The organism is Pseudobutyrivibrio sp. JW11 (genome assembly GCF_900115355.1).
Taxonomy (GTDB): Bacteria; Bacillota; Clostridia; order Lachnospirales; family Lachnospiraceae; genus Pseudobutyrivibrio; species Pseudobutyrivibrio ruminis.
Window position 1 is genome coordinate 130,942 of the sequence record NZ_FOWB01000004.1, and the last position, 24,122, is coordinate 155,063.

26 protein-coding genes are annotated in these 24,122 nt (G+C 38.9%); 23 read left to right on the forward strand and 3 right to left on the reverse strand.

Annotated features, from left to right (window positions below; all coding sequences use genetic code 11):
- Nucleotides 1-2: 2 nt before the first annotated feature.
- The 6 genes from BM102_RS05840 (at nucleotide 3) to BM102_RS05865 (ending at nucleotide 6,000) form a co-directional block, all read left to right on the forward strand.
- Nucleotides 3-398 (forward strand): hypothetical protein, encoded by a 396-nt coding sequence (locus tag BM102_RS05840; RefSeq protein WP_143064495.1) that lies wholly within the window; start codon nucleotides 3-5, stop codon nucleotides 396-398.
- 126 nt (nucleotides 399-524) lie between these two features.
- Nucleotides 525-1,121, forward strand: coding sequence for a GTP pyrophosphokinase (locus tag BM102_RS05845; protein ID WP_242942906.1), 597 nt, complete (start codon nucleotides 525-527; stop codon nucleotides 1,119-1,121).
- A gap of 12 nt (nucleotides 1,122-1,133) precedes the next feature.
- Nucleotides 1,134-1,805 (forward strand): response regulator transcription factor, encoded by a 672-nt coding sequence (locus BM102_RS05850; protein WP_090479951.1) that lies wholly within the window; start codon nucleotides 1,134-1,136, stop codon nucleotides 1,803-1,805.
- Nucleotides 1,798-3,108, forward strand: coding sequence for a sensor histidine kinase (locus tag BM102_RS05855; RefSeq protein WP_090479954.1), 1,311 nt, complete (start codon nucleotides 1,798-1,800; stop codon nucleotides 3,106-3,108). Before BM102_RS05850 ends, BM102_RS05855 begins: the two co-directional genes overlap by 8 nt.
- A gap of 100 nt (nucleotides 3,109-3,208) precedes the next feature.
- Nucleotides 3,209-4,201, forward strand: coding sequence for a histidine kinase N-terminal 7TM domain-containing protein (locus BM102_RS05860; RefSeq protein WP_090479958.1), 993 nt, complete (start codon nucleotides 3,209-3,211; stop codon nucleotides 4,199-4,201).
- A 17-nt stretch (nucleotides 4,202-4,218) separates the two neighbouring features.
- A complete protein-coding gene (locus tag BM102_RS05865; protein WP_090479960.1) occupies nucleotides 4,219-6,000 on the forward strand; it encodes an HD-GYP domain-containing protein in 1,782 nt (593 codons plus the stop codon).
- Nucleotides 6,001-7,006: 1,006 nt separating this feature from the next.
- Here the strand turns inward: BM102_RS05865 and BM102_RS05870 are convergent.
- Entirely contained in the window at nucleotides 7,007-7,222 is a 216-nt protein-coding gene (locus BM102_RS05870) for a hypothetical protein (protein WP_044933825.1), read from the reverse strand.
- 16 nt (nucleotides 7,223-7,238) lie between these two features.
- On the reverse strand, nucleotides 7,239-7,436 hold the full coding sequence (locus BM102_RS05875) for a PspC domain-containing protein (protein ID WP_090394124.1): 198 nt from the start codon (nucleotides 7,434-7,436) through the stop codon (nucleotides 7,239-7,241).
- A gap of 164 nt (nucleotides 7,437-7,600) precedes the next feature.
- Between BM102_RS05875 and BM102_RS05880 the strand changes: the two genes are divergently transcribed.
- The 17 genes from BM102_RS05880 (at nucleotide 7,601) to BM102_RS05965 (ending at nucleotide 22,949) form a co-directional block, all read left to right on the forward strand.
- Nucleotides 7,601-8,095: a helix-turn-helix domain-containing protein gene (locus BM102_RS05880; RefSeq protein ID WP_090394123.1), complete on the forward strand. Its 495-nt coding sequence runs from the start codon at nucleotides 7,601-7,603 to the stop codon at nucleotides 8,093-8,095.
- 116 nt (nucleotides 8,096-8,211) lie between these two features.
- Entirely contained in the window at nucleotides 8,212-8,529 is a 318-nt protein-coding gene (trxA, locus tag BM102_RS05885; RefSeq protein ID WP_090479963.1) for a thioredoxin, read from the forward strand.
- Between the two features lie 89 nt (nucleotides 8,530-8,618).
- Nucleotides 8,619-9,212 carry an ATP-binding cassette domain-containing protein gene (locus BM102_RS05890; RefSeq protein ID WP_090479966.1) on the forward strand — a complete coding sequence of 198 codons (594 nt, stop codon included), beginning with the start codon at nucleotides 8,619-8,621 and terminating at the stop codon, nucleotides 9,210-9,212.
- Nucleotides 9,213-9,419: 207 nt separating this feature from the next.
- Nucleotides 9,420-10,511 (forward strand): hypothetical protein, encoded by a 1,092-nt coding sequence (locus BM102_RS05895; RefSeq protein WP_143085465.1) that lies wholly within the window; start codon nucleotides 9,420-9,422, stop codon nucleotides 10,509-10,511.
- Nucleotides 10,512-10,731: 220 nt separating this feature from the next.
- Nucleotides 10,732-11,316: a 50S ribosomal protein L25 gene (locus BM102_RS05900; RefSeq protein WP_074790722.1), complete on the forward strand. Its 585-nt coding sequence runs from the start codon at nucleotides 10,732-10,734 to the stop codon at nucleotides 11,314-11,316.
- Nucleotides 11,317-11,323: 7 nt separating this feature from the next.
- A complete protein-coding gene (locus BM102_RS05905) occupies nucleotides 11,324-11,950 on the forward strand; it encodes a GNAT family N-acetyltransferase (protein ID WP_090479974.1) in 627 nt (208 codons plus the stop codon).
- 150 nt (nucleotides 11,951-12,100) lie between these two features.
- The gene (locus tag BM102_RS05910) at nucleotides 12,101-12,421 is read left to right on the forward strand and encodes a nucleotide pyrophosphohydrolase (RefSeq protein WP_090479977.1); all 321 of its coding nucleotides are present in this window, start codon (nucleotides 12,101-12,103) and stop codon (nucleotides 12,419-12,421) included.
- A gap of 89 nt (nucleotides 12,422-12,510) precedes the next feature.
- Nucleotides 12,511-13,452: a DMT family transporter gene (locus BM102_RS05915; RefSeq protein WP_242942907.1), complete on the forward strand. Its 942-nt coding sequence runs from the start codon at nucleotides 12,511-12,513 to the stop codon at nucleotides 13,450-13,452.
- A 174-nt stretch (nucleotides 13,453-13,626) separates the two neighbouring features.
- Nucleotides 13,627-16,296, forward strand: a complete 2,670-nt coding sequence (locus BM102_RS05920) for a DUF3427 domain-containing protein (protein WP_143085466.1) — start codon at nucleotides 13,627-13,629, stop codon at nucleotides 16,294-16,296.
- Nucleotides 16,297-17,241: 945 nt separating this feature from the next.
- Nucleotides 17,242-17,475: a GlsB/YeaQ/YmgE family stress response membrane protein gene (locus BM102_RS05930; RefSeq protein WP_090479985.1), complete on the forward strand. Its 234-nt coding sequence runs from the start codon at nucleotides 17,242-17,244 to the stop codon at nucleotides 17,473-17,475.
- Between the two features lie 18 nt (nucleotides 17,476-17,493).
- On the forward strand, nucleotides 17,494-17,895 hold the full coding sequence (locus BM102_RS05935) for a (deoxy)nucleoside triphosphate pyrophosphohydrolase (protein ID WP_090479989.1): 402 nt from the start codon (nucleotides 17,494-17,496) through the stop codon (nucleotides 17,893-17,895).
- A gap of 176 nt (nucleotides 17,896-18,071) precedes the next feature.
- A complete protein-coding gene (locus tag BM102_RS05940) occupies nucleotides 18,072-18,284 on the forward strand; it encodes a hypothetical protein (RefSeq protein ID WP_090479992.1) in 213 nt (70 codons plus the stop codon).
- Nucleotides 18,285-18,746, forward strand: a complete 462-nt coding sequence (locus tag BM102_RS05945; RefSeq protein ID WP_090479996.1) for a hypothetical protein — start codon at nucleotides 18,285-18,287, stop codon at nucleotides 18,744-18,746.
- Nucleotides 18,747-18,851: 105 nt separating this feature from the next.
- On the forward strand, nucleotides 18,852-19,700 hold the full coding sequence (locus BM102_RS05950; protein ID WP_090479999.1) for an FKBP-type peptidyl-prolyl cis-trans isomerase: 849 nt from the start codon (nucleotides 18,852-18,854) through the stop codon (nucleotides 19,698-19,700).
- A 66-nt stretch (nucleotides 19,701-19,766) separates the two neighbouring features.
- The gene (amrS, locus tag BM102_RS05955) at nucleotides 19,767-20,603 is read left to right on the forward strand and encodes an AmmeMemoRadiSam system radical SAM enzyme (RefSeq protein ID WP_090480001.1); all 837 of its coding nucleotides are present in this window, start codon (nucleotides 19,767-19,769) and stop codon (nucleotides 20,601-20,603) included.
- A 15-nt stretch (nucleotides 20,604-20,618) separates the two neighbouring features.
- Nucleotides 20,619-22,004, forward strand: a complete 1,386-nt coding sequence (amrA, locus tag BM102_RS05960; protein WP_090480004.1) for an AmmeMemoRadiSam system protein A — start codon at nucleotides 20,619-20,621, stop codon at nucleotides 22,002-22,004.
- A 96-nt stretch (nucleotides 22,005-22,100) separates the two neighbouring features.
- Nucleotides 22,101-22,949, forward strand: coding sequence for a DegV family protein (locus BM102_RS05965; RefSeq protein ID WP_074790700.1), 849 nt, complete (start codon nucleotides 22,101-22,103; stop codon nucleotides 22,947-22,949).
- Nucleotides 22,950-22,951: 2 nt separating this feature from the next.
- Here BM102_RS05965 and BM102_RS05970 read toward each other — a convergent pair whose 3' ends face one another.
- Nucleotides 22,952-24,109 carry an MFS transporter gene (locus BM102_RS05970; protein WP_090480007.1) on the reverse strand — a complete coding sequence of 386 codons (1,158 nt, stop codon included), beginning with the start codon at nucleotides 24,107-24,109 and terminating at the stop codon, nucleotides 22,952-22,954.
- Nucleotides 24,110-24,122 lie beyond the last annotated feature (13 nt).

The window sequence follows — 24,122 nt, forward strand, 5'->3', positions numbered from 1 at the left end:
TTATGAAGAAATATCTTAGTTTATTATTAGTATTTACCATAATCATTAGCTTCGTAGGATGTGGAAAGAGCTCTGAAGTAGGAGACGTGGATGTGGATTTAACAACCATGTCATCTACCATGGTGTACTCTTATGTGGCGGACATGCTTGCAAATCCGTCCAACTACAAGGGGCAGCTTGTGCGAATGGATGGGGACAGCAACACCACTCATGGTGGCACACATTCTTGTATTGTTTACGATGCTTTGGGGTGCTGCACTGAGGGAATTGAGTACCTGCTTCCAGAGGATGAGGAGTACCCGGACGACGGTGAGGCAATCACAGTAGTTGGTACTTTTGCCACATATACAAAGGGCGAGGGTAAATATTTTGTATTGATTGACGCAGTCATCGAGTAAAGTTCAGATAAATTTTAGAAAAATTTAAGAGAGTTTACCAAGGTTTTTTGGTAAACTCTTTTTATGTGGAATAATTATCATTGAAACTAAATTTGTTTAGGATTCAATAAGAAATAGGAGAAAGTTTTGGAAGAAAGTATATACGGTAACCATCGCAGTGAGATGGAAAATGTTATGAATATAATCCTTGGTTCAATTGATGAGCTGAGGGAGGATATGATAAAGGAATTTGGCAGTGATCCGGTGGAGCATTGCTTGGCGCGCATTAAGGACGAGGAAAGCATGAGGGAGAAATGCAGAAGGCAGAATCTTCCTGAGACTACAGAATCAGCATTGCAGCAGATTCATGATGCAATTGGTATCAGAGTTGTTTGTGCATTTATTAGTGATGTCTATTCTGTTCGTGACCATCTTAGAACAATGGAAAAGGTGGAAGTAATCGAGGAAAAGGATTACATAAAGCAGGCTAAGCCAAACGGCTACAGAAGCTTGCACATGATTTTGAAATACGATAATAAATATTTTGTAGAGATACAGTTAAGAACCATTTCTATGGATACATGGGCTGCCTTGGAGCATCATATGCGCTACAAGAAAAAGGTATCCAAAAGCGATGCACTTATCAGTGCTGAGCTAAAAAGATGTGCTGATGAGCTGGCGTCTACTGATATGTCTATGCAGACAATCAGAGACTTGATTCGCTCAGAAAGCATTGACGAATAAGAGAGGAAATTTATGAAAATATTACTTGCTGAAGATACACTTGATTTAAATAAGGTTATTACATCCATGCTGGAAATGCAGGGATTTGTAGTAGACAGTGCCATTGATGGAGCACAGGCTTTGGAGCTTGCACTTAGCAATGGCTATGATGGCATCATCCTAGACATCATGATGCCAAAGATGGATGGACTTGAAGTATTAAAGGAAATAAGAAGAAGGAACATCGTCACACCAGTGCTGATGCTTACAGCAAAGGCAGAGGTGGATGACAGAGTAGAAGGGCTGGATGCAGGAGCAGATGATTATCTTACTAAGCCATTTGCCATGAAGGAGCTGATGGCTAGAGTAAAGGCCATGACAAGACGAGGCAGCCAGTACGCAGCCAAGGAGCTTTCTTTTGGTGATATCACACTTAAATCCGAAAGTCTTGAGCTTATTTGTGCCAACACAGTTCGTCTGTCATTAAAGGAATTCTCATTGATGCAGGCTCTTCTTTTAAATCAGGAACATCCAGTGGACACAAACTATCTAATAGAGCATGTTTGGAATGATGAGACAGATGTTGAGGAAGATACAGTTTGGCTCTATGTTAATTTCTTACAGGGCAAGCTGGAGTACATTAATTCTGGAGTAACTATTAAAGGTGAAAAGGGCGGTTCTTTCCAGGTGGTAGTGAATGAGTGAAAAATCAATTCGAGCATTAAAGAATAAGTTCATAATAACTGCAATGGTGTCATTCTTTATTGTAATGAGCTTTATTGCAGGCTGCATTTATGTTATCAACTCACTGATGACTCGTGGACAAATCAAAGATAACATTATGTATATTGTTGAAAATGATGGTATCTTGCCTATGCAGTATGAAAGCATCGAATCAGATGATGCTAATGATAACAAAGATACAATCGATAATAACAACGATTTAGTGTATCAGCTTGAAAAGCTTTTTGGAGTGGATAGCGATTACAAATCTGATGAATTCTATTATTCAACCAGATACTTCGCTGTCACATACACTGAGGATGGAGATGTTGAAAAGGTAATCACATCTCACACTGCAGCAGTGGAAGCGGATCAGGCAGTGACATATGCCAACACAGTAATGAAGCGCTGGTTCAAGTTTGGAAGCTACGACGACTATTACTACATGGTGGCCCCAAGAGATGCAGGAGGCACAATTGTTGTAGTTTTGGATTGTAGTACTCAGGTTGCTATCAATCGTCGACTTGTATTACTGGCTTGTATCCTGATTGGATTTGGTATGGTGATTTCTGCAGTTGTTATCAAATCCTGGGCTGGTAAGATTATTCAGCCTGAAATCAAGAATGCAGAGCTGCAAAAATCATTTATTACAAATGCCAGCCACGAGCTGAAAACTCCACTTGCGGTTATCAAGGCAAATACAGAAATGCTTGAAATCATGGGCGTTGAAAACGAATGGACTAAGTCTACCATGCGCCAGGTAGATAGACTGACAGGCCTCATTCAAAACCTTGTTTTGGTTACACGAGCAAGTGAAAAGGATAGTAAAGAGGATAGAGTGGAGACAGATTTCTCGGCCATCGTCACTGACACTGCAAAATCCTTTGAGGCAGTTGCCATTTCCGATGAAAAGACAATGGAGCTTAGCATAGCATCTGATGTTAAACTTCTTGCTCACGAGGGAGACATCCGTCAGATTACAACACTGCTTATAGATAATGCCATTAAGTATTGTGATCCAAAGGGTAAAGTCACTGTTGGACTTGGAAGCGACAAAAAACATAAGCATATCTATCTGCGAGTTTCAAACAGCTATGAATCTGGTGCAGGCATTGATTACCACAGATTCTTTGATAGATTTTACAGAGGCGATGAGGCACACAATATCGACAAGGAAGGCTATGGTGTAGGCCTTTCTATAGCACAGGGGCTTATGGAGCGCTATCACGGTGATATCAAAGTAAACTGGCGCGATGGCATCATCACATTCACTTGTATTTTTTAAGTATTTTCAAGAAACTGGTTAAAAAATCTTACGTTATATGGCATAATGATTGATAGGGAGAATAGATAAGAAGGAATAATACATTAGGTGGGGGATTGGTATGTATTATCTGGTTTGTTTTATCTGTTCGCTAGCCATATTAGTATGGATAATATCTAATGAAAGAAAGCTTGGCACAAACGCGATTCTTGTAGCCTTTGTTACTGTTATAGGTGACGCAGGTTACTATGCTCTGGCCAGCTCCACATCTTTGAATGAGGCGCTGCTTAGCAATGAATTGACCTACACTATAGGTATGTTTTCGCCAATGCTTTTCTTTTTTAATATCTGCGATATCTGCAAAATTCATTTATATACAAAGACAAAAATCGTTTTGTATTTGATTCAGATAGTTCTATTTTTATCTGCCTGTACGGCAGGCCAGCTTGATATTTTCTACAAAACAGTGGAATTCCATTATGGACCTTATGGTGGTTATTTAATTAAAACCTACGGATTTGCCCACACCTTGTACCTGATATCTCTGGCATTTTATTTCATTATTTCAATTGCAATTTCATTTAAATATAGCAGAAAAAAGAATGTCGTTAGCGCAAGAGATGTGGACATTCTAATCTTTTTATACTTCCTGATGTTCAGTGCATATGCAGTTGAACGACTGATTCATATGAAGGTTGAATTGATGCCTTTTATCTATACGATTGGTATCTTTGGAATTCTGATTCCGGTGGTAAAAATCGCCAACTATGCAATTGAAACCAACCCGGAAATCCTGGAGGGAGAGCTGAAGGATACAGGGCTAATTGTTCTGTCAAATAAGCTTTTATTTATGGACTGTAATGAGAATGCTTTTAACCTTTTCCCCGAGCTTAAACAGTGGGAGAAGGAAGAAAAGATTCCGGGAAATGGTGGCAGGTTTAACACCTTCCTTAGACAGGATTTGATGAAGTATGTTGAATCGGGCGCTGAGGATAGTATGGCTGGCAAGGAATTCACCATGCAGGAGCAAGATTATTACTTAGAGTTTTCAAGGCTTCACAAGGGAAAGAAAGCAATAGGATACTTGATTAAGTTTACCAGGAAGAACGGATAGTTGCGGGAAGGTATTGTATGGATTATAAAAAATCCTTGATTGAAAATCTAGTGGAATGGTGTGTTTACTCCATCATTGCAATGTCGCTTTTTATGGATGTTGTAGCTATTTTTTCCACGGACGTGGCTCACGAGGCACCAGTGGGCTCTTTTGCAGCCCAGGATTTCAACCAGGATTGGATTTTAGAAATGGAAGATGGTACCCGGGGAATCATACAATTGCCATTTTTAACGGATTTTGATGGAGAAGAAGTTTATGTAATAACAAATACATTGCCAGATAATTTGCAGGACAACAGCAGCCTTATGTTTCGCGCAAACATCGAGGATGTTTATGTTTACATAGATGGCAAGCTCAGGTCAGAGTATTCCACAGAATCCATTCCATTTATGTCCTACTATATTCCTAGTGCATATGTGGTTACCAAACTATCTTCGGAAGATGCATCAAAGGAAATTACAATCAAAATCCGTGCAAAGGTGTATGGCATCATAAATGAAATAAAACTAGGCGATGGAAATAACGTCTGGTTCAATGTAATCTATCAGAATATCCCGGTAAATCTTGCAGCCGAAATGATTTTATCGCTGGGAATAATTCTTTTTGCGTTTTCACTTATTTTTTCAAAGACTAATCTGAATCATAGATTGGTGTTTTATCTGAGCTTGCTTATGATAGACATCTCGATTTGGATGTTTGCGGAATCAATGATACGCCAGTTGTTTTTTGCGAAGACAACCATGATTCAGTATTTTTCTTATTCAGCAATGGAGCTAGTGGGAGTGCTGGCTTGCATGTATTTCGATGAAGTTCAGCATAAGTATTATCACAAATTCTATTTTATAGCGGAGTTAGTGGGCACGATTGTAATAGCCTTAAACTTCACCTTGCATTTTGCAGGATTGGTAGAGCTTTTCAAGAGTTTACCAGTAGCCCACCTGATAATGGTATTGAGCCTTTTGATGAGTATGTGCACAATAGTCAACGATGTCCGAATAGGCAGGATAAAAGAATATCGGGTGGTAGCAGTGGGCATGGATTTGATGCTTGCTACATGTGGAATGGAGATAATTGCATTCTATACTACTGAAAATCATGCCTTTGGATTATTTGCATGCATTGGTTTGGTATGTTTGATGATTACAACTGTGGTTCAGATTCTTGTGGATTGGACTGCAGAGACAAAACTACGTGAAGCGGAGAGTGCAAGAGCTACCGTAAATACCATAAAGACTATTGCTGGTACAATTGATGCAAAGGATGAATATACAGGTGGTCATTCAGAAAGAGTGGGATACTATGCATCTATCCTGGCCAGGGAAATGGCTGCTGATTATGACTTTACCGAGGAAGATATTGAGCGCATTAAATACATTGGCAACATGCACGATATTGGAAAAATTGGTGTTCCTGATAGCGTCCTTAACAAAACTGAGAGGCTAAACGATGAGGAATATGAAATCATAAAGAAGCATGTAGAAATTGGATCGGCCATTATGGATGGTATGGATTCAACAATACAGGATTTGAAGGATGGAATCAGATATCATCATGAAAGATTCGACGGCAAAGGCTATCCTGATGGCCTGAAGGAGACGGAGATTCCGCTTGTTGCCAGAATCATCTGCCTAGCTGACTGCTATGATGCCATGACATCGGACCGTGTCTACAGAAAGCGTCTGGACGATGAGACAGTTCGAGCTGAAATCCTTAGATGCGCCGGCACCCAGTTCGACCCAGCTCTGGCGGAAATATTTGTCAGGCTGCTGGATAGAGGAGATATGAAGGCAGTAAGGTAGGATAATTTAGGATTGAGATTGGAATTGTAGAGCCAGTGCTTTTGCGCTGGCTCTTTTTTGTGGGGCGGGGCTTGATTTGGGCTGGCTGCCGAGCTTGTTTTGGGCTGGCTGCGGGCTGTGCGGGCCGGGACTACTGCCTGAGAGAAGATTTTGAATTTAGGCAGTAGTGGAATTGGCTGGGGCTACTGCCTGAGAGAGGACTTTTGAATTTAGGCAGTAGTGGAATTGGCTGACGCTACTGCCTGAGAGAGGACTTTTGAATATATGCAGTAGTGGAATTGGCCGTGGCTACTGCCTGAGAGAAGATTTTTGAATATATGCAGTAGTGGAATTGGCCGTGGCTACTGCCTGGGGAGAGATTTTGATATTAGGCAGTAGTGGAATTGGCCGTGGTCTACTGCCTGGGGAGAGATTTTGAATTTAGGCAGTAGTGGAATTGGTCGGAACTACTGCCTGGGGAGAGATTTCGAATTTAGGCAGTAGGAAAAACGGCCGGGCTTACTATCTGGGAGAAAAATTAGATTTAAGATAGTAAGAAAGTAGGCAAAACTTACTATCTGAAAAGAAAAAGCAAATCTAGATAGTAAGAAAGTGGAGAAAACTTACTATCCGGGAAGAAAAAGAGATTCCAGAGAGTAAGAAATCAGGAAATGACTACTATCTGTGAGTAAAAAGTGATTGCAGATAGTAATTCTTAAAAATATATAAAATATCCGTCATATTGTAGAAATATAATGGGGCACCAATTATTATACTTATATAAAATATAATAGCGTACAATTTCTTAAGTGCCTATGCGGGAAGAAACTCATTTATGGGAAGTGCATGGTGGATTTTGGTATTGTTAATCTTTTTAATCGTTGTAGGCTTAATCTATTTGAAACTGATAGATTATTTTAGAAAAGTTAGGTTAGTGTGAGTTTAGTAGAAGTAAGATATTGTTCAAAAAGCATCTTATTGACGTATGTCAAATAAGATGCTTTCTAGTTCAATAAAGATTTTGTAGTTAATCAACTGCACCTGCAATCAGTGAAATCACACCTACTGCGATTAGTATTGGCAAAGCCAAATACATCAATCCGCCAAATACAAGTGCTAACAAAAACAATGGTAAGAAGACGATATAAAGCATTATTTTAAAAATGCCCCATGTGGCTCTGAAAGCTAAACCTATCATCTTTCCAAAAATCATGAAAAATAAAATTCCAAATAAAACTGACATAACAATGCCTCCTTTGTTATACAACGTCTACTGGATTATCATCCATTACAAGAGCTGCAACGATGTAGATGATAATTCCGCTTCCACCTGCAAGTGTAACTGCTGCCCAAATCAATCTTACAAGTGTTGGATCTACATCAAAGTATTCTGCGATTCCGGCGCAAACGCCACAAATCTTTTTATTGTTGCTTTTGTATAATCTTTTTCCGTTCATATTAAGTACCTTCCCTTTCTATAAATAAGTGGTTTGTTTGATTTCTTACTTAGATTTTACATTTATATTTCTTACTAATATATCACTATTTTGGCAAATCAATATATGCTATTTTTCTTTTTTAGCAAAATAGATATAATGAGTTTATTAGGAGGATGATACCGATGGGAAGAAAATCAATTAGAGAAGACAAAAGTGTATATTTCAAGGCTCGTGAGGAAGCTGGACTTACAAGAGTTCAGGCTAGCGAATTGATAGGTTCGATGACAGAAAGTCGTCTTGAAAAAATCGAAACTGGTAAGGTCGCAATCTATCCGGAAGATGTTGTGGATTTGGCAAACGCATACAAGCGCCAGGATTTATGCAACTATTACTGCACTCATCAGTGTAAAATCGGCCAGGAAACAGTCCCTGAGGTGAAGATGTCATCTCTGCCTGAGATTGTACTTGGTATGTTGTCCGCGTTGAATTCTCTCAACAATCAGAAAGAGCGTTTCATTGATATCACTGCCGACGGTATAATCTCTGATGATGAAATTGATGATTTTCTTGCGATTCAAAAGCAACTTGAGCAAATCGATTTGACTGTGGAATCGCTCAAGCTTTGGGTATCAAAAATGATTTCCGAGGGAAAAATCAATAAAGATAAGCTTAATTAGTCAGGTTTTTCTGACTAGGTAAGTTATTTTTGCGTACTTGATATAATTTCCGTACCACATATAATGTTCTTATCAGCTGATTAAAAGAAAGATGATTAGAATAGTGAGGTACGATTATGGAATATGTATTTACATCAGATAACTTTAATTCGGAAGTATTAAACAGTGACAAGCCTGTTCTTATAGACTTTTACGCAAACTGGTGCATGCCATGCAAAATGATGGGGCCAGCAGTGAAAAAGATTTCAGAAGAATATGATGGAAGAGCAAAAGTTGGCAAGGTCAATGTAGATGAGCAGCCAGAACTAGCTAGTCAATTCAATGTGAGAAGCATTCCATTTTTTGCAATCGTCAAAGATGGTAAGCTAGTAGACAGCGCCCTTGGCGCAATGCCAAAGGCTGCTCTTGAGGAAAAATTGAATAAGGTCCTCTAATCTAACTACTTAATAAATGCATCACATAGACATTCGTTACTGATACTGATTTGTGGTAAAATTTAGTAAGTTAGGTCGAGAATAATGAGATGGGGTTAAACAAAATGACAATCATACTAGAAAACATTAGCAAATCATATGATGGTAACAAGGTTCTGGAGAATCTTAATGTGGAAATAGAAGATGGCAGATGCTATGCATTTGTTGGGCCTAAGGGGTCAGGCAAGACTACAGCTCTCAAAATCTTTATGGGGATGGAGAAACCGGATGAGGGAAAAGTGTGTAGGATGGGAGATTACAAGTATCCTACATTGCAAAGTGCATATGTTTCTCAGGATGGCCAGCTAAATCTGAAGAAGGATGCCATCTGGAATGTAAAAAAGGCACACAGATGGGCTAGCAAAGGAAGAGCCATAGAGGAGCTGACCCGCTTTATAGAGCCGGACAGACAGAGCATCCCAGTATCAGAACTATCTGTTCCAGAGCGCAGGTTGGTGGAGCTTGTAAAGGCCTTGTTTACACCAGCGGATTTTATAGTGCTGGATTCACCATTTGAAGGGATGGACGCTGACACCAAGCAGAAGACCATAGATTATTTGCTAGATATAAAGGGCAGCAGACCGCTAATTATTGCCCAGGAAGATCCTGAGGGACTGGATTTTGCCAGAAAGGTTTGCTTGTAGGAATATATGAATTTGACGGATGATAGAATAGAAATCAAATATAATTGGAAATATAGATTTACGTATATATTTTTTACTTTAGCACTTTATGCTTTTGCGGTAATTTGTATAGTAGATGCGCTGTCCTCGGAAGAAAGACGTGTATACTGCATTACTGACAATATATGGCATATAATCGGTTTTTTAATATTTTTAGGAGTTATATTATTGTTTACATATGGAGCAGCTTCTGCTTTATATGACCGGATAATCATAGAAGGAAGTTACATCACTATTAAGCAAATATTTACAAAAACAGCTGAGGGTGATTCTAATTTGATAGAGTATTTTTCTTTAAAGAAAGATAGCAAGGTAAAAAATGCGAAAGCCCTTGAAATCTATTATCAAGGAGAGTGCTGGTCGTGCTCAACTGCAGATTTAACGTCCAATAAACATGAACTATTTGAGTATTTGCAAAAAAGATGTAACAAGAGACCGGTGAATAAGAGTGCTTCAAAGAAAGAGGAAAAGCAGGAAAAACGAGAAAAACTGTATTTTAAACCACCTTCATTGATTGCTAGATACTATGTTATGATTTCACGCTATTTGTTTAATATAGCAGCTTTGATATATTTCTTTTTTATTCAAGGTGGGGAGATTGTTCCTACAAATCTATTGTGGAAAGTCTGTATGGTGGCCTTTATATGGGGGGCTGCAAGAATCATTTTCTGGCAAGATGCTATGTTGTTTCAATGGAACGACGAGTTTCCGGACAAAGTCAATTGCAAAAGAAAGTTTTGGTTCAATCCAGATTTCTTTTTGGCTACACCGATAATTGGAATCGTATTATTGTATATGCGTGCTCGTTACGCTTGTAATAATTATCATATATACGAATTGGGCTATATGAATGTAGCTATTTTAGTTTTTACGTTTGCTTTTTGGCTAGTAATGTCAATCATAAAAAATGTTTTTTATGGAAGAAATACGATGCCAATCAGGACAAATATGGTAAGGCAGCTTTTAATTTTGTTTGTGATATTGATGCTTTCAGGGCAGATTGTGTACTGTGGTTCTATTATGCTTTGCAGAGAGCCAACAGTAATTACTGCAGAATTACGTAGCAAACACAGTTATAGTAGTCGAAGAGGAGGCACCACCTACATATTTCAAGTTATAGATGATGATGGACTATACGAAGAGTATAAGGTCTGGTCAAATACATACAGCCAATACGAAGAGGGCGATGCGGTAACCATATTGGTTTACGAAAGTGTATTTGGCACAGAGTTTAGACATTTGGAGGAAGAGTACGACTAAATTTAATAAAGGATGGATAAAAATAGCATCTTATTTGACGTGCGTCAAATAAGATGCTATTTAAAGGATGTAAAAGGAGAAGTAACAAGTAACACTTGACTATTAAATAAAAGAGGACTATAACAGAGTCGAACACGAGAAACAAACGAAACGCCAATTGAATATCGACATTCCGCAAATTTCCCTGCTCAAATATTTGTATTTTAGGAGGAAGAGACAAATGGATACTTACAGAGTACAAAGACGTGACATGGAAAAGAAGGCAAAGAGGTTGAGAAGAGAGGGCTACGTTACAGGTAACCTGTTCGGTAGGGATATCGAACAATCAATCCCACTCCAGTTCGAGGTTAAAGAGGCTGAGGCACTCAGAAAGAGCAAGCACACTCAGATGACTCTGGATTTGGAAGGAAAGAAGTACAATGTGTTACTTAAGGAACTACACTATGATGCAGCTAAGCATCAGATTGTAGAGATGGATTTCCAGGAGCTTGTTAAAGGCGAGGTTATCCACGCAACAGCCGAGGTTGTTCTTGAAAACAAGGAAGCTGTTACAGAAGGTGTTTTAGAGCAGCTAGTATCAGAGGTAGCTTACAAAGCAAAGGCCGAAGATGTAGTTGAGAAGATTGAAATAGACTGCAGCTCACTAAGACTTGGTGATACAGTTACTGTTGCAGATCTTGCTATTTCAAAGAACAAGAAAGTTGATGTAACCACAAACGCTGACCAGGTAGTTGTTGAGGTTATTGCATCAAAGAACCAGGTTGCTGATGCTGAGGATGAGGATTCTGAGCAGGCAGCTTCATAGTATATCAATGAATAAAAATGACTATATTATTCGATTAGAAGAGAAGAAAGACTATAGAGAGGTTGAGAACCTAGTAAGAGAATCATTTTGGAATGTATATCGTCCAGGATGTAGCGAGCATTATGTGATTCACGTGCTTCGAGATGACCCAGCTTTCATACCAGAGCTTGATTTTGTGATGGAGAAAGATGGAAAGCTGATAGGGCAGAATATGTTCATGAAGACGTTTATTGAAGCAGATGATGGCAGAATCGTGGACGTTCTTACAATGGGTCCAATTGGTATTATTCCAGAGTTGAAGCGTCAGGGATATGGCAAAGCCATTCTTGATTATTCGCTGGAAAAGGCCACCCAGATGGGATTTGGTGCAGTTTTATTTGAAGGCAATATCCAATTCTATGGCAAAAGTGGTTTTGATTATGCAAGCAAATTTGGCATCAGATACCATGATTTGCCAGAGGGTGCGGATGCATCATTCTTTCTCTGCAAGGAGCTGAAACCAGGATATCTAGACGATATCGAGGGAGTTTATCAAACTCCTAAGGGATATTATGTTAGTGATAATGATGTGGAGGAGTTCGATAAAGCTTTTCCACCCAAAAAGAAGCTTAAGCTTCCAGGACAGATTTTCTAATTGAATAGGCAAAGCCTCACATGCATGAAGTGCATGTGGGGCTTTTTGTTTAAGTGAAGTACTTATACTGGTGGGCACAAAATAAAGTGCCATAAAAGTACCACTGTGCTATACTAGCATTGTTAGAAAACACAAGAAAAGGGATATGTTATGACACAGGAAACTATAGATCGTATAAGAAAAATGACAATAGATCGTGATTGGGACCAGTTCCATTCACCAGCAAACTTGGCAAAGTCTATTTCCATCGAAGCAAATGAATTGCTTGAATGCTTTCAGTGGAGCGACGATGATTACGATATCAACCATGTGAAGGAAGAGCTCGCAGATGTAATCGTGTATTGCAGAAACATGCTCGATAAGCTTGGCCTTGATGAGGATGAAATCGTAAATGCGAAGATGGACAAGAATGAGGCAAAGTACCCTGTGGAGAAGTCCAGGGGAAGCAATAAGAAATATAATGAATTATAAGAATAAGGCTGCACTTTTTGTGCAGTCATCTTTTTAAGCTGGGGATGAGTATTTGAAAAGAAATAATGATTAAAGAGAGAAATTGTTAATTGGAATCAATCAAGAAAAATAAAGTATCACTTAGTAATAAATATGTTGTTTGTGCTTTAGCTATAGTCTGTTGCTTGCTGTGGGGCAGCGCATTCCCTAGCATCAAAATAGGGTATCGTATTTTCGGAGTGGATGCAGCAGATTCAATGTCACAGATTTTATTTGCGGGAATTAGATTTTCGCTTGCAGGAGTGCTGGCGGTAATCTTTGGAAGCATTTCACAGAAGAAGGTATTAGTACCAAAGGCAAGCTCATGGAAAATGATATGCACTCTTAGCATTTTCCAAACCATATTGCAGTACTTTTTCTTTTATATAGGCCTGGCACATGCTTCAGGAGTCAACGCATCAATCATTAATGGAATGAGCACATTCTTTGCAATCCTGCTGGCATGCATAGTGAAAAAGCAGGAGCACATGACAGTCAGCAAATTGACAGGATGCATCCTTGGAGCAATCGGAGTAATCCTTGTAAGTTTGAGCAGCGGTAGCATCGGAACTGGTATCGCTTTTAATGGTGAGGGATTCATCCTTATTGCATCTGTATCCTATGCAATTTCTTCAGTGCTGATAAAGGAGTATTCACAGCACGAGAACCCGGTAACGCTTAGCGGCTATCAGTTTATAATCGGCGGCATAGTGATGATTTTGGTTGGCCTGGCAGGCGGAGGCAGACTGCACCAATCATCAGGACAGGGAATACTTTTGATAGTATACCTAGCACTGGTTTCATCAGTTGCTTACTCGGTGTGGGGACTTTTGCTGAAGTACAATCCGGTTTCTACCGTTACCGTATACGGATTTACGAATCCAATCTTTGGCGCGTTGTTATCAGCCATTTTCCTGAGAGAGTGGGGAAACATTTCGTGGAAATCATTGGTGGCGCTGGCACTTGTAAGTGCGGGTATTTATATTGTTAATAGTGGGAAGATGAAGAAATAATAAATGTGGAAAACAATATTTTTTGATTAATTGTTTTTATGAGGGAGTATCGTGAAGAATATATTCTTAACAAATTACACTGAGCAAACTTTTTTAAGTCGAATTAAAGATGATTTAAGGCAATGTAGTGCATTTAAGATCTCGGTCAGTTTTATCAAAAAGGCTGGCCTAGTTTTGTTGATTAAAGATATTGAAGCAGCTCTTGCTAGAGGTGTTAAGGGCGAGATAATCACCTCCACATATCAAAACTTTACAGATATAGAATCATTGAGAACCTTTATGGTTTGGATGGACAAGTATCCTAATTTCAAATGTCATCTTGATTTTGAGAGCTTTCATGATGATGGATACATGACAATTGGTTACCATTCGAAGGGATATTATTTTGAATTTGATGATGAAATTGAATTGATTGTTGGATCATCTAATATCACGCGTTATGCGTTGTTGAAAAACGTGGAGTGGGACTTAGTAATACGCGATAGTCGTTCTAATAATGTGTTTCACCAAATGCTATTCGAATTCAATGATAAATGGAATGGTACATATGAGCTTGACAGAGAAATAATAGCTAAATACGTTTCAAAATTGAATTTTGCGATTGAACGATGGGATATGGATTATGAGTCTACTTCCGAGAATGTAAATCCTAATTACATGCAACGCAGAGCTATGAAAGAACTTAATAGATATAGAGCAATGGGAATGCGCAGAGCACTTATTGTTGCGGCGGCAGGAAGTGGAAAGACTTATCTTGCTGCGTTTGATGCTAGAAATTTCAATCCAGATAGATTGCTGTATATTGTTCACGAAGGTTCTATTTTACAAAAAGCGTTGGAAACATTTCGAGAGGTTTTCGGAAATGAACATACTTATGGTATTTACAATAAAGATTGTAAGGAATTAGATGCAGATTTTGTTTTTGCAGGAAATATTATCCTTAGTCAAAATCTGGGTTTATTTAATCCGCATGATTTCGATTACATCATCATGGATGAATGCCATCATGCAACAGCTGAATCATATAAAAAAATAATTAATTATTTTCAGCCGGAATTTATGGTTGGTCTAACAGCTACGCCAGAGCGAATGGATAATGAGGATGTTTTTGAATTATTCGATACTAATGTTCCTTACGAGCTCAGATTGCGTGATGCTATTATTAACGAATTAGTTGTTCCATTTCATTATTATGGCATAAGAGATAGTTTGGTAGATTACGGATTAAATAAATCACAAGAAAGAAAAATGATTTCACAGCTAGCAACTCCGGAACATTGTTCATTTATTAGAGAAAAGATAGAAGAATATAGGCCAGCGGGTAAGTTGAAGGCTTTAGCGTTTTGTAGAAATGTGACTCATGCAAGTATGATGGCAGCGGAGCTTGAGGAACAGGGCTATCACACAGCATATTTGACAGGAAAGAATACTATTGGAGAAAGAATAAAAGCATATAATGATTTGCAAAACGAATCAGCGGATTTAGAAATTCTTTGTACAGTAGATATTCTAAATGAGGGTGTAGATATACCTGGATGTAATATGGTTTTATTTTTACGTCCAACAGATAGTTCTACAGTGTTTATACAACAACTAGGACGAGGACTTCGTAAATACGATAATAAAGAATATGTTACAGTTTTGGACTTTATTGGAAATAGCTATAAACGTAGTGTACAAATCGCTTTTGCCATGGGAAGTTTAGCTGAGAATTTTGTGATAGAAAAACGACTAATGAAGTCATTAGTTAGAGATAATTTCTCAGCATTAGGACTTGAAAAGTATGGTGTAGAGATTCATTTTGATGAAGAAAGCCAGAAAGAAATAATTGAGAGCATAGATAGCGAGAATTTTAATAGCAAGCATTATTTAGAACAGGATTATTATAATTTTAAAAAGTATATAAATGCTGAGTTTCCACCTAAGCACATGGATTACTTGAATAATGATTGTGCTCCAGATCTTATGAGATTTATGCAGATAAAGATAAATAATAGGAAAACAGAATGCTATTATTCTTTCCTGCAGGGAATTGGAGAAGAGAACTTGCCAGTGTTCTCAGATGAACAAATAAAGTATATAAAGTATGTATCGAGATTTCTTCCATTAGTAAGAAAGCATGAATATGTTTTAATACAACTTTTGTTAGATGGTCCAATGATGGTAGATGAATTAAGAAGTTCTGCTAGAGGTCTTATAGAAAATTGTACTGATGAAGAATTGGATCATGCTATTAGATTCATGGTTGAGAAGGCAGCTATAAATTATCAAGAGGGACTGTATGCACTTACTGTAGATATAGATGATCAGCTTAAAGAGTATCTAGAAGATTTGATTAGATATGGAATCACACAGTATGAAATTGCCTATCGAAATAACGAGAAGTTTGTTCTCTATCATGATTATAGAATAGAGCAAGTTCAGTTAAAGATGCTTAAGAATCCGGGTCATATTTTTAAGGGGACATATTTTTATGGAGATGACGCTTTCGTATTTGCTTCGTTAAAAAAAGATGCTTCTGTTGAAGAAAGATTGAATTATAAAGATAAGTTTTTGGAGCCTAAACTATTCCAGTGGGAATGCGAGAACAATATCTCTGATAATGATCTACGAGCTTTAAGGATGAGTAAGTATGTTCATCTTTTCATAAGAAAAGTAGAAAACGAAAATGGTGTTCAGCAGCCATATATTTATGTGGGGGATGGTCATTTTAATAATGAGCGCAAACAGAATAAGTTAGATGCGAGCACAGGTAAAACAAATATCACGTATTTGTATGACATTCCTATGGATGAGGAATTACCGGATTATTTACAATATGACTTCGGGGTGGCAAATTATTAGTGATATGTAAAAAAGTTTTTATTTGACCACGGTGGTTAAATAAAAACTTTTTAGATTATGAGATAAAAAAATAAAAGAAGACTTATGGTAAGATAATAGAGTGTTTCTATCTCATAAGTGGGTGGTTTAGCATTAATACAATTATAAGTGCGGAGATCAACGTTGATATTATACGCACAACTTTTTGGCAAGTCTTGTTTTGGGGAAGCTTGCTTATCTGCACCGTAATAATACATAAAATAAAAAGTGATAATATAAGTATAATTGTGTTTAAATAAAAAAGATTGAAATTAATAACTTGAATGGTAGTTGTAAAGCCGTATGTAATACAGTTTATTATTAAGGATAGCACATAAAAACTGATTCCATCCCATATTAAGAATATGATTTTATGCAGAGGTACATGCTCGTTAATAGTTGTATCTCTAAACATTACAGATATAATACATAGAAATAGTAAAAGAAAAACAAATGAGAATAAAGAGGTATTAACATTTTGCTCATTTGATAGTTTATTAATAATGAAAATAGAGGTGCATGACACTATTACTTGTAATGCTAGATTGAGCCAATAAGAAACAATCTCTATGTATTTATCAGCTTTTGTTTTTAAATATAGTGACCGTTCTTTGGTGAGAGTAAGAATTTGTTCAGATTGTTTTGATAGAAGTCTTTCTTTTTTATTTAATTCTAGTTCGTAATAATTATTTTTAATTTTGAGCAATTTGACCTGCTCTTTTAGCTTCAATATTTGTGTTTTATTAGGGTCTTTTTTCATTGTATATTCCTTGTAAACAATTTATAGATAATGTGGAGTATTATGTATATTTAAATGGTTATTAAAGTATATGTCAAGTTTTAGTATCATTGTATTATTATGTATGCTACTAAATTAGGAAAGAATTTGTGATTCCTTATCATCATATATCATTCGGAGGTTATTTTATGAGTTTAATATTTGGACTATTATTTGGAGCATTAGCAGGCTTTATCGCCAGCTTTATAATGGGAGAAAAGTCTGGATGGATTAAGAATATAATCCTCGGTATTGCTGGAGGATTTGTAGGAGGATTTGTATTTGATCTTTTAGGGCTATCTGCCAGTGGACAATTCGGAAGCCTGATTGTTTCCGTAGTAGGTGCATGTATCTGTATTTGGTTGGGTAGAAGATTATTCTAGTATCGAAAAGGAATTTATATGAAAACAGTACGAGTAGTTGCAGCAGTTATAAAAGCAGAAAATGAGAATGGCCAGCCAATAATATTCGCTACTCAAAGAGGATACGGTGAATACAAAGATGGCTGGGAATTTCCTGGTGGAAAAATCGAAGAAGGTGAAACTCCACAGCAGGCATTAAAGCGTGAGATTATGGAGGAGTTGGATACAGAGATAAGTGTTGGTGAATTGATTGACACTATCGAGTATGATTATCCATCATTCCATTTATCAATGGATTGCTTCTTGTCTGAAATTGTAAAAGGCGATTTGGTTCTCAAGGAACACGAAGCAGCAAAGTGGCTAACTAAGGAGCAACTTGGGGACGTTGATTGGTTGCCAGCGGATATTACTTTGATTGAGAAGCTTGGAGAGAAAATGTAGATATACGGCTAAAAGACCATAAGAAAAAGAAGTAATCGCCCAAGCCAAAGGTTCGATTACTTCTTATCTTATAAGAATTAATATTTAACCAAAGGGCTGTCCGTCTATCGGTAGCACCTTTTCTTATATTGAATAATACTATAGATTGATTAAGTTTTCAACAGAAGAGAATTATTATGACCTACAAATTAAAGAAAATCCTAGAAGCAGATTATGGATGTGAAGAGCGACCTGCAGGTTACGTACCGCAGGTCCTTGTGATATTACAAGATGAGGCCGGCAACCAAATTGAGCGCGAAGTTCCTGATGCTGATTTGTATAAGAGAGATATTAACGAAGGAGACCTGGTGTACTTTGATGAGGAGGGCCAGATTCATAAGGGGGAATAAATGAAAATCATTTATAGAGTTTTGCAATGTACATGGGGATTGCCACAGACATTAGTAGGGGCAATATATTTTTTATTGAACAGAAACTGCAAGCACTATTCCTACAAGGGAGCGATAGTCACAGAGTGGAAGAGCAAATCCAGCTTGTCCCTAGGGATGTTTTTGTTTGTTTCGGATGACCCATTTTGCTTCTATCCAAATCAGAAAGAGGAGTACTCCAAGGATGAGTATTCTAAAATGCTTATGGTTCATGAGTATGGACATACAATTCAGTCACTGATATTTGGGCCACTGTACTTGATTGCGGTGGGATTGCCATCCATTGCATGGAGCTTTCTTCCTGTTTATGTGAAGAGACGCGAAGAGGAGAATATTTCCTATTTCTCGGCTTACCCAGAGCGATGGGCCAATCATTTGGGAGAGAGAATCTCCGGGGACGTGTCTATAGGTGAGCCAGTGTAATTGCAGATGTTTATTACTTCCAGATTTTGATAGTGTGGGTTCATTTGCTTAATACTCCTTTTACAGTTATAATAGCAAGGATTTTGTTTTTTAAAGGAGTATAAAATGAGAATAGCAGTTACATATGAAAATGGTCAGGTGTTCCAGCACTTCGGACACACTGAGCAGTTTAAGATTTACGAAGTAGAAGATGGAAAGGTTGTTTCATCAGAGGTTATCGGTTCTGACGGACAGGGCCACGGTGCTTTAGCTGGTCTTCTTAGCAACAATTCAATCGACCTACTTATCTGCGGTGGTATCGGTGGCGGCGCACAGGCTGCACTTAGCGAAAATGGTATCGAGCTTTGCGCCGGTGCATCTGGCGATGTTGATGCAGCAGTTGAGGCATACCTTAAGGGTGAGCTTATCAACTCTGGGGTAAATTGCAATCACCATGGCGAGGGTCACACATGTGGTGATCACGAGGAAGGACATAGCTGTGGTGGACACTCTGGTTGCGGCGGATGCCATTCTGAGCCAGCGTTCGAGGGCAAGAATGTAGGCAAGACATGCCGTACACACTACAGAGGTACATTCAACGATGGTACACAGTTTGATTCATCATACGACAGAGGCGAGCCACTTGAGTTTGTTTGTGGCGCAGGCATGATGATTAAGGGCTTTGACAAGGCTGTTGCAAACATGGAAGTTGGCGAAAAGGTAGACATTCACCTTATGCCAGAGGAAGCTTATGGCCAGCGTGACGAGGAAGCAGTTTTCACAATTGAAATTGCACAGCTTCCAGGTTCAGAAAACTTAGAAGTAGACCAGCAGGTATACTTACAGGATCCATATGGCAGACCATTCCCAGTAAAGGTTGTTGCAAAGGATGATACAAATATCACTCTTGATGCAAACCACGAGATGGCTGGCAAAGAACTCAACTTTACAATTGAGCTTGTAGAGGTAAAATAGTATATAGCAGAGCGGTGCTTATGCACCGCTTTTTTTCTAAGAATAATTGGAGCCGAGGGGGGAGTTATGGCAGTATGTAACCTATGCTACAGGCATTGCAACATTTCAGAAGGTAAATATGGTTTCTGTCAGGTGAGGACCTGCAGGGAGGGCATCATCGTGCCGGAGAATTATGGGATGCTTACGGCGATTGCTATGGACCCGATTGAGAAGAAGCCGTTGAATCGATTTTATCCGGGCAGCTATATTCTGTCTGTGGGAAGCTATGGCTGCAATTTGCGATGCCCATTTTGCCAGAACTATCACATTTCATGGGGTGATGAAGTGGATGATAGCAAGAGAGAGGCAAGGTTCGTATCGCCTGAGACGCTGGCGCAGATAGCTGATGAGCAGCGGGCAAATGGAAATATTGGAGTGGCTTTTACTTACAATGAGCCATTGATATCATACGAATACATTTTAGATACAGCAAAGCTTCTTTCGGCAAAGGGCCTGAAAACTGTTTTAGTATCAAACGGGATGGCCGATGTATCTACGGTGAAAGAATTGTTCTCCTATGTAGATGCTATGAATATCGATTTGAAGGGCTTTACAGACCATTATTATGAGGACGTGTTAAAGGGGAACAGGCAGATGGTAATGGACTTTATCCAGGAGGCAGCGAAGCATTGCCATGTGGAGCTTACCACGCTGATTATTCCAGGGGAGAATGACTCAGATGAGGAGATGGATAAGCTAAGCAGTTGGATAGCTTCAGTAAATCCAGAGATTCCTTTGCACATTTCCAGATTTTTCCCAAGATTTCATATGGTAGATAGAGGCGCTACGCCGGTGGAGACTATCTATCATTTAAAAGATATAGCGAAGCAACATTTGAAATATGTTTACACAGGAAACTGTTAAGGGAGGGGTTATACTATGGCAATTCTAGCAGCATTTATGGTTCCACATCCACCGATGATTGTGCCGGCTGTAGGCCGCGGTGGCAAAGCTCAGGTTCAGGAGACTATCGATGCCTATGAAAAGGTGGCAGATGAAATAGCGAAGCTTGAACCGGATACAATCATCATCACTAGTCCACACAGCATCATGTATTCGGACTATTTCCATATTTCTCCGGGAAAGGGAGCGAAAGGTTCATTCGCCAGATTCAACGCACCGGAGGTATCTTTCCAGGAAGAATATGACACAGAGCTTGTAGATAGAATCAACGAAATCGCCTATGACGCCAGCTTTCCAGCAGGCACGTTAGGCGAGCGTGATCCAGAGCTAGACCATGGCACCATGGTTCCTCTTTGGTTTATAAGGAAGAAATATGCCAAGGGGCAGATTGTGCGCATCGGCCTTTCAGGCTTAGGTTTGCTGGACCATTATCGATTAGGTCAGATGATACAGGAGGCTGTAGATGAGGTTAATCGCAAGGTAGTTTTCGTTGCTAGCGGTGATTTATCTCACAAGCTTCAGGACTATGGGCCTTATGGATTCGCCAAAGAGGGACCTGTCTATGACCAGAGGATTATGGACGTGGCTGGCCGTGCAGCTTTTGATGAGATGTTTGATTTTAAAGAGGATTTCTGTGAGAAAGCGGCAGAGTGTGGTCATCGTTCATTTGTCATAATGGCTGGCTCTTTGGACGGAAAGGCTGTAGATGCTCATGTATATTCTCATCAGGATGTGACAGGTGTTGGCTATGGAATTGCATCTTTTTATGTGACAGGAGAGGATGAGAATCGTCGTTTTAGAGACACTTATCTGGCAAAGCTGAATGCACATTTACAGGATTCACAGGAGCCGGCTGACGAATATGTAAAGCTGGCCAAGAAATCCCTGGAAAGCTATATTTTGCGTGGCAAGGTGCTAGATATGCCAGCTGATTTACCTAAAGAGCTGGTATCAAAGCAAGCCGGAGCATTTGTATCCATCCACAAGGCTGGTCGTCTGAGAGGCTGCATTGGAACAATCCTTCCTACCACCGAGTGCGTGGCGGCAGAGATTATTCAAAACGCCATTAGCGCTTCAACAAGAGATACTCGTTTTAATCCAATCAGTCCAGAGGAGCTGCCTGATTTGGAAATTAATGTGGATGTGCTAAGCGAGCCAGAGCCTATATTCTCACCAGATGAATTGGATGTTAAACGCTACGGTGTAATTGTAAGCAGTGGAAATCGTAGAGGCCTATTGCTTCCAGATTTGGATGGGGTAGACTCTGTAGCACAGCAAATTTCTATCGCCCGCCAAAAGGGCGGTATCGGCATGGACGAACCAGTTCAGCTTCAGCGATTTGAGGTTATAAGACACAAGTGATAAGAAAAAAGGCTTGCATTCCTAATTGCAAATAATTAAAATAACTGAATTAAGATATATTTAATTTTTTAAGTAATTAGGAAAGGACACAATAGAATGGCAATAAGAATAATCACAGATTCCGCTAGTGATATCCCACAGGATGTAGCTAAGGAATGGGGAGTGACAGTATTACCCATAAATGTAAGATTTGGGGATGAAGAGTATTTAGATGGTGTTACACTCTCCGCAGAGGATTTTTATCATAAATTAATCGAAACGGATGAAGTGCCTAAGACAAGCCAGATTTCACCTTATGTTTATGCGCAGGAGTTTGAGAAGGCTGATGAAGCTGGGGATGAGCTTATTTATTTCTGCTTATCATCTGGAGTTTCAGGATGCTATCAAAGTGCCACCCTTGCAGCAGCGGATTACTCAGACAACATACACATCGTTGACACTAAGCAATTCTGCATTTCAGAGTACATTTTGGTGCAAAGAGCAGTTATGCTTAGAGACGAAGGAAAATCTTGTGATGAAATCATTTCTATCATCCAGGAAGAAATGAAGAACGTTCATGTAATATCAGCATTTGATACTTTAGAGTATTTGAAGCTTGGTGGAAGACTTTCTTCAGCGGCAGCCTTCGCAGGAAATATGCTAATGATTAAGCCTGTAATCACAATCGAGGATGGCTTGGTTAAGGTTATCGGCAAGGCTAGAGGCTCAAAAAAGAGCCACAATATGCTGACAGAATTTGTTACTAATTCTGGTGGGATAGATTTTAGCAAGCCATTGTGCCTTGCTTATTCAGGCTTCTCCCAGGAAGTACTTACTAAATATGTAGAAGATTCAAAGGCTATTTACGAGGGCCATGAAGATCAGCTTCAGTACACAGTTGTAGGTGCTACAATTGGTACATACGCTGGCCCAGGCGCAATAGCACTTGCATATTTTTCATTATAAAACTAATCTTTTTTAATCCAGCGAATCTTTAATATTATTACTGATATTAGTGATAAGACGAAAAACGCTGACAGCATCATAACAGCCTGGCGGAGGCCCAACATGTCCCCGAGATATCCAGTGAGGGCAGTGAATACCACGCCTCCGATACCAGTGGCTGTTGTGATTAAGCCTGTGGCAGTAGCCTTGTGATTTCCAGACAAAGGCATAGCAAGATTTAAAACACATGGATAGATTGCGCCGCAAGCGAAGCCCAGTGGAATACATAGCAGAAGCACTGCCACATCACTGGAAAGCTGGGCGATGAGCACGGTTATAGAAGGAATTGCTACTATTGCACCAATTAGTATTTGGTAAGCATGTTTAGCGTTATGGCCTACTAATACTCGCGATGGAATCATAACAATCCAAAACAGACTTAAGGCATATTTTCCTAAAGCAGATTTAAATTCATTAGCAAATAGAGTATCTACAAAGAAAGCAAATCCATTTTCATATCCAACATAAATACACATAACCACACACAGCATGATTATTCCAGCTAGAATAAATGGACCAGCGGACGTAAATTCTTCCGTAGTGGTATCTGCTAATTCTCTGAATTCATTTTTAGATGAAACTATGTCTAGTAGCGCAACGGCACTAGCTATACATAGAAAGATAAATAATATTTTCCAACTAAATCCCATATTCAAATACGCAGCAACAACTAGAGGCGCTACAAATGCGCCCAATGCATACATAGATGTGAGATAGCCTATTTTTTTGTGGTAACTGATAGGATAGTAATCAGCAAGAGCTGCAATGGAAATAAACTGGAGGGCACTTGTAGTGAGTCCTAAAAAGAAGACTCCACCTACAAAGAGCACCTTCGATGTCAAAAGGCCAATCAGTAAAGCTGCTATCACTTGTATGGAAAGCAGGATTTTAATACATTTCAATTTATTAGTTCTATCTGCCCATGCGCCAAGAAGTATAGGCGCAAGCATTGTGGCAAATAGCTCTACAGAGGCAAATAACCCCTTGGTTGTTGTAGATAAATCGTATGTATTTCCTATATTTAATAAACTGGCCTGATAACCTCCAGCTTCAAATCCATTGATAAAGATTATAAAAAAGAATACCAACCATAAAAAATCATTTCGATCTTTAGTTCTCATACTCAACACATCC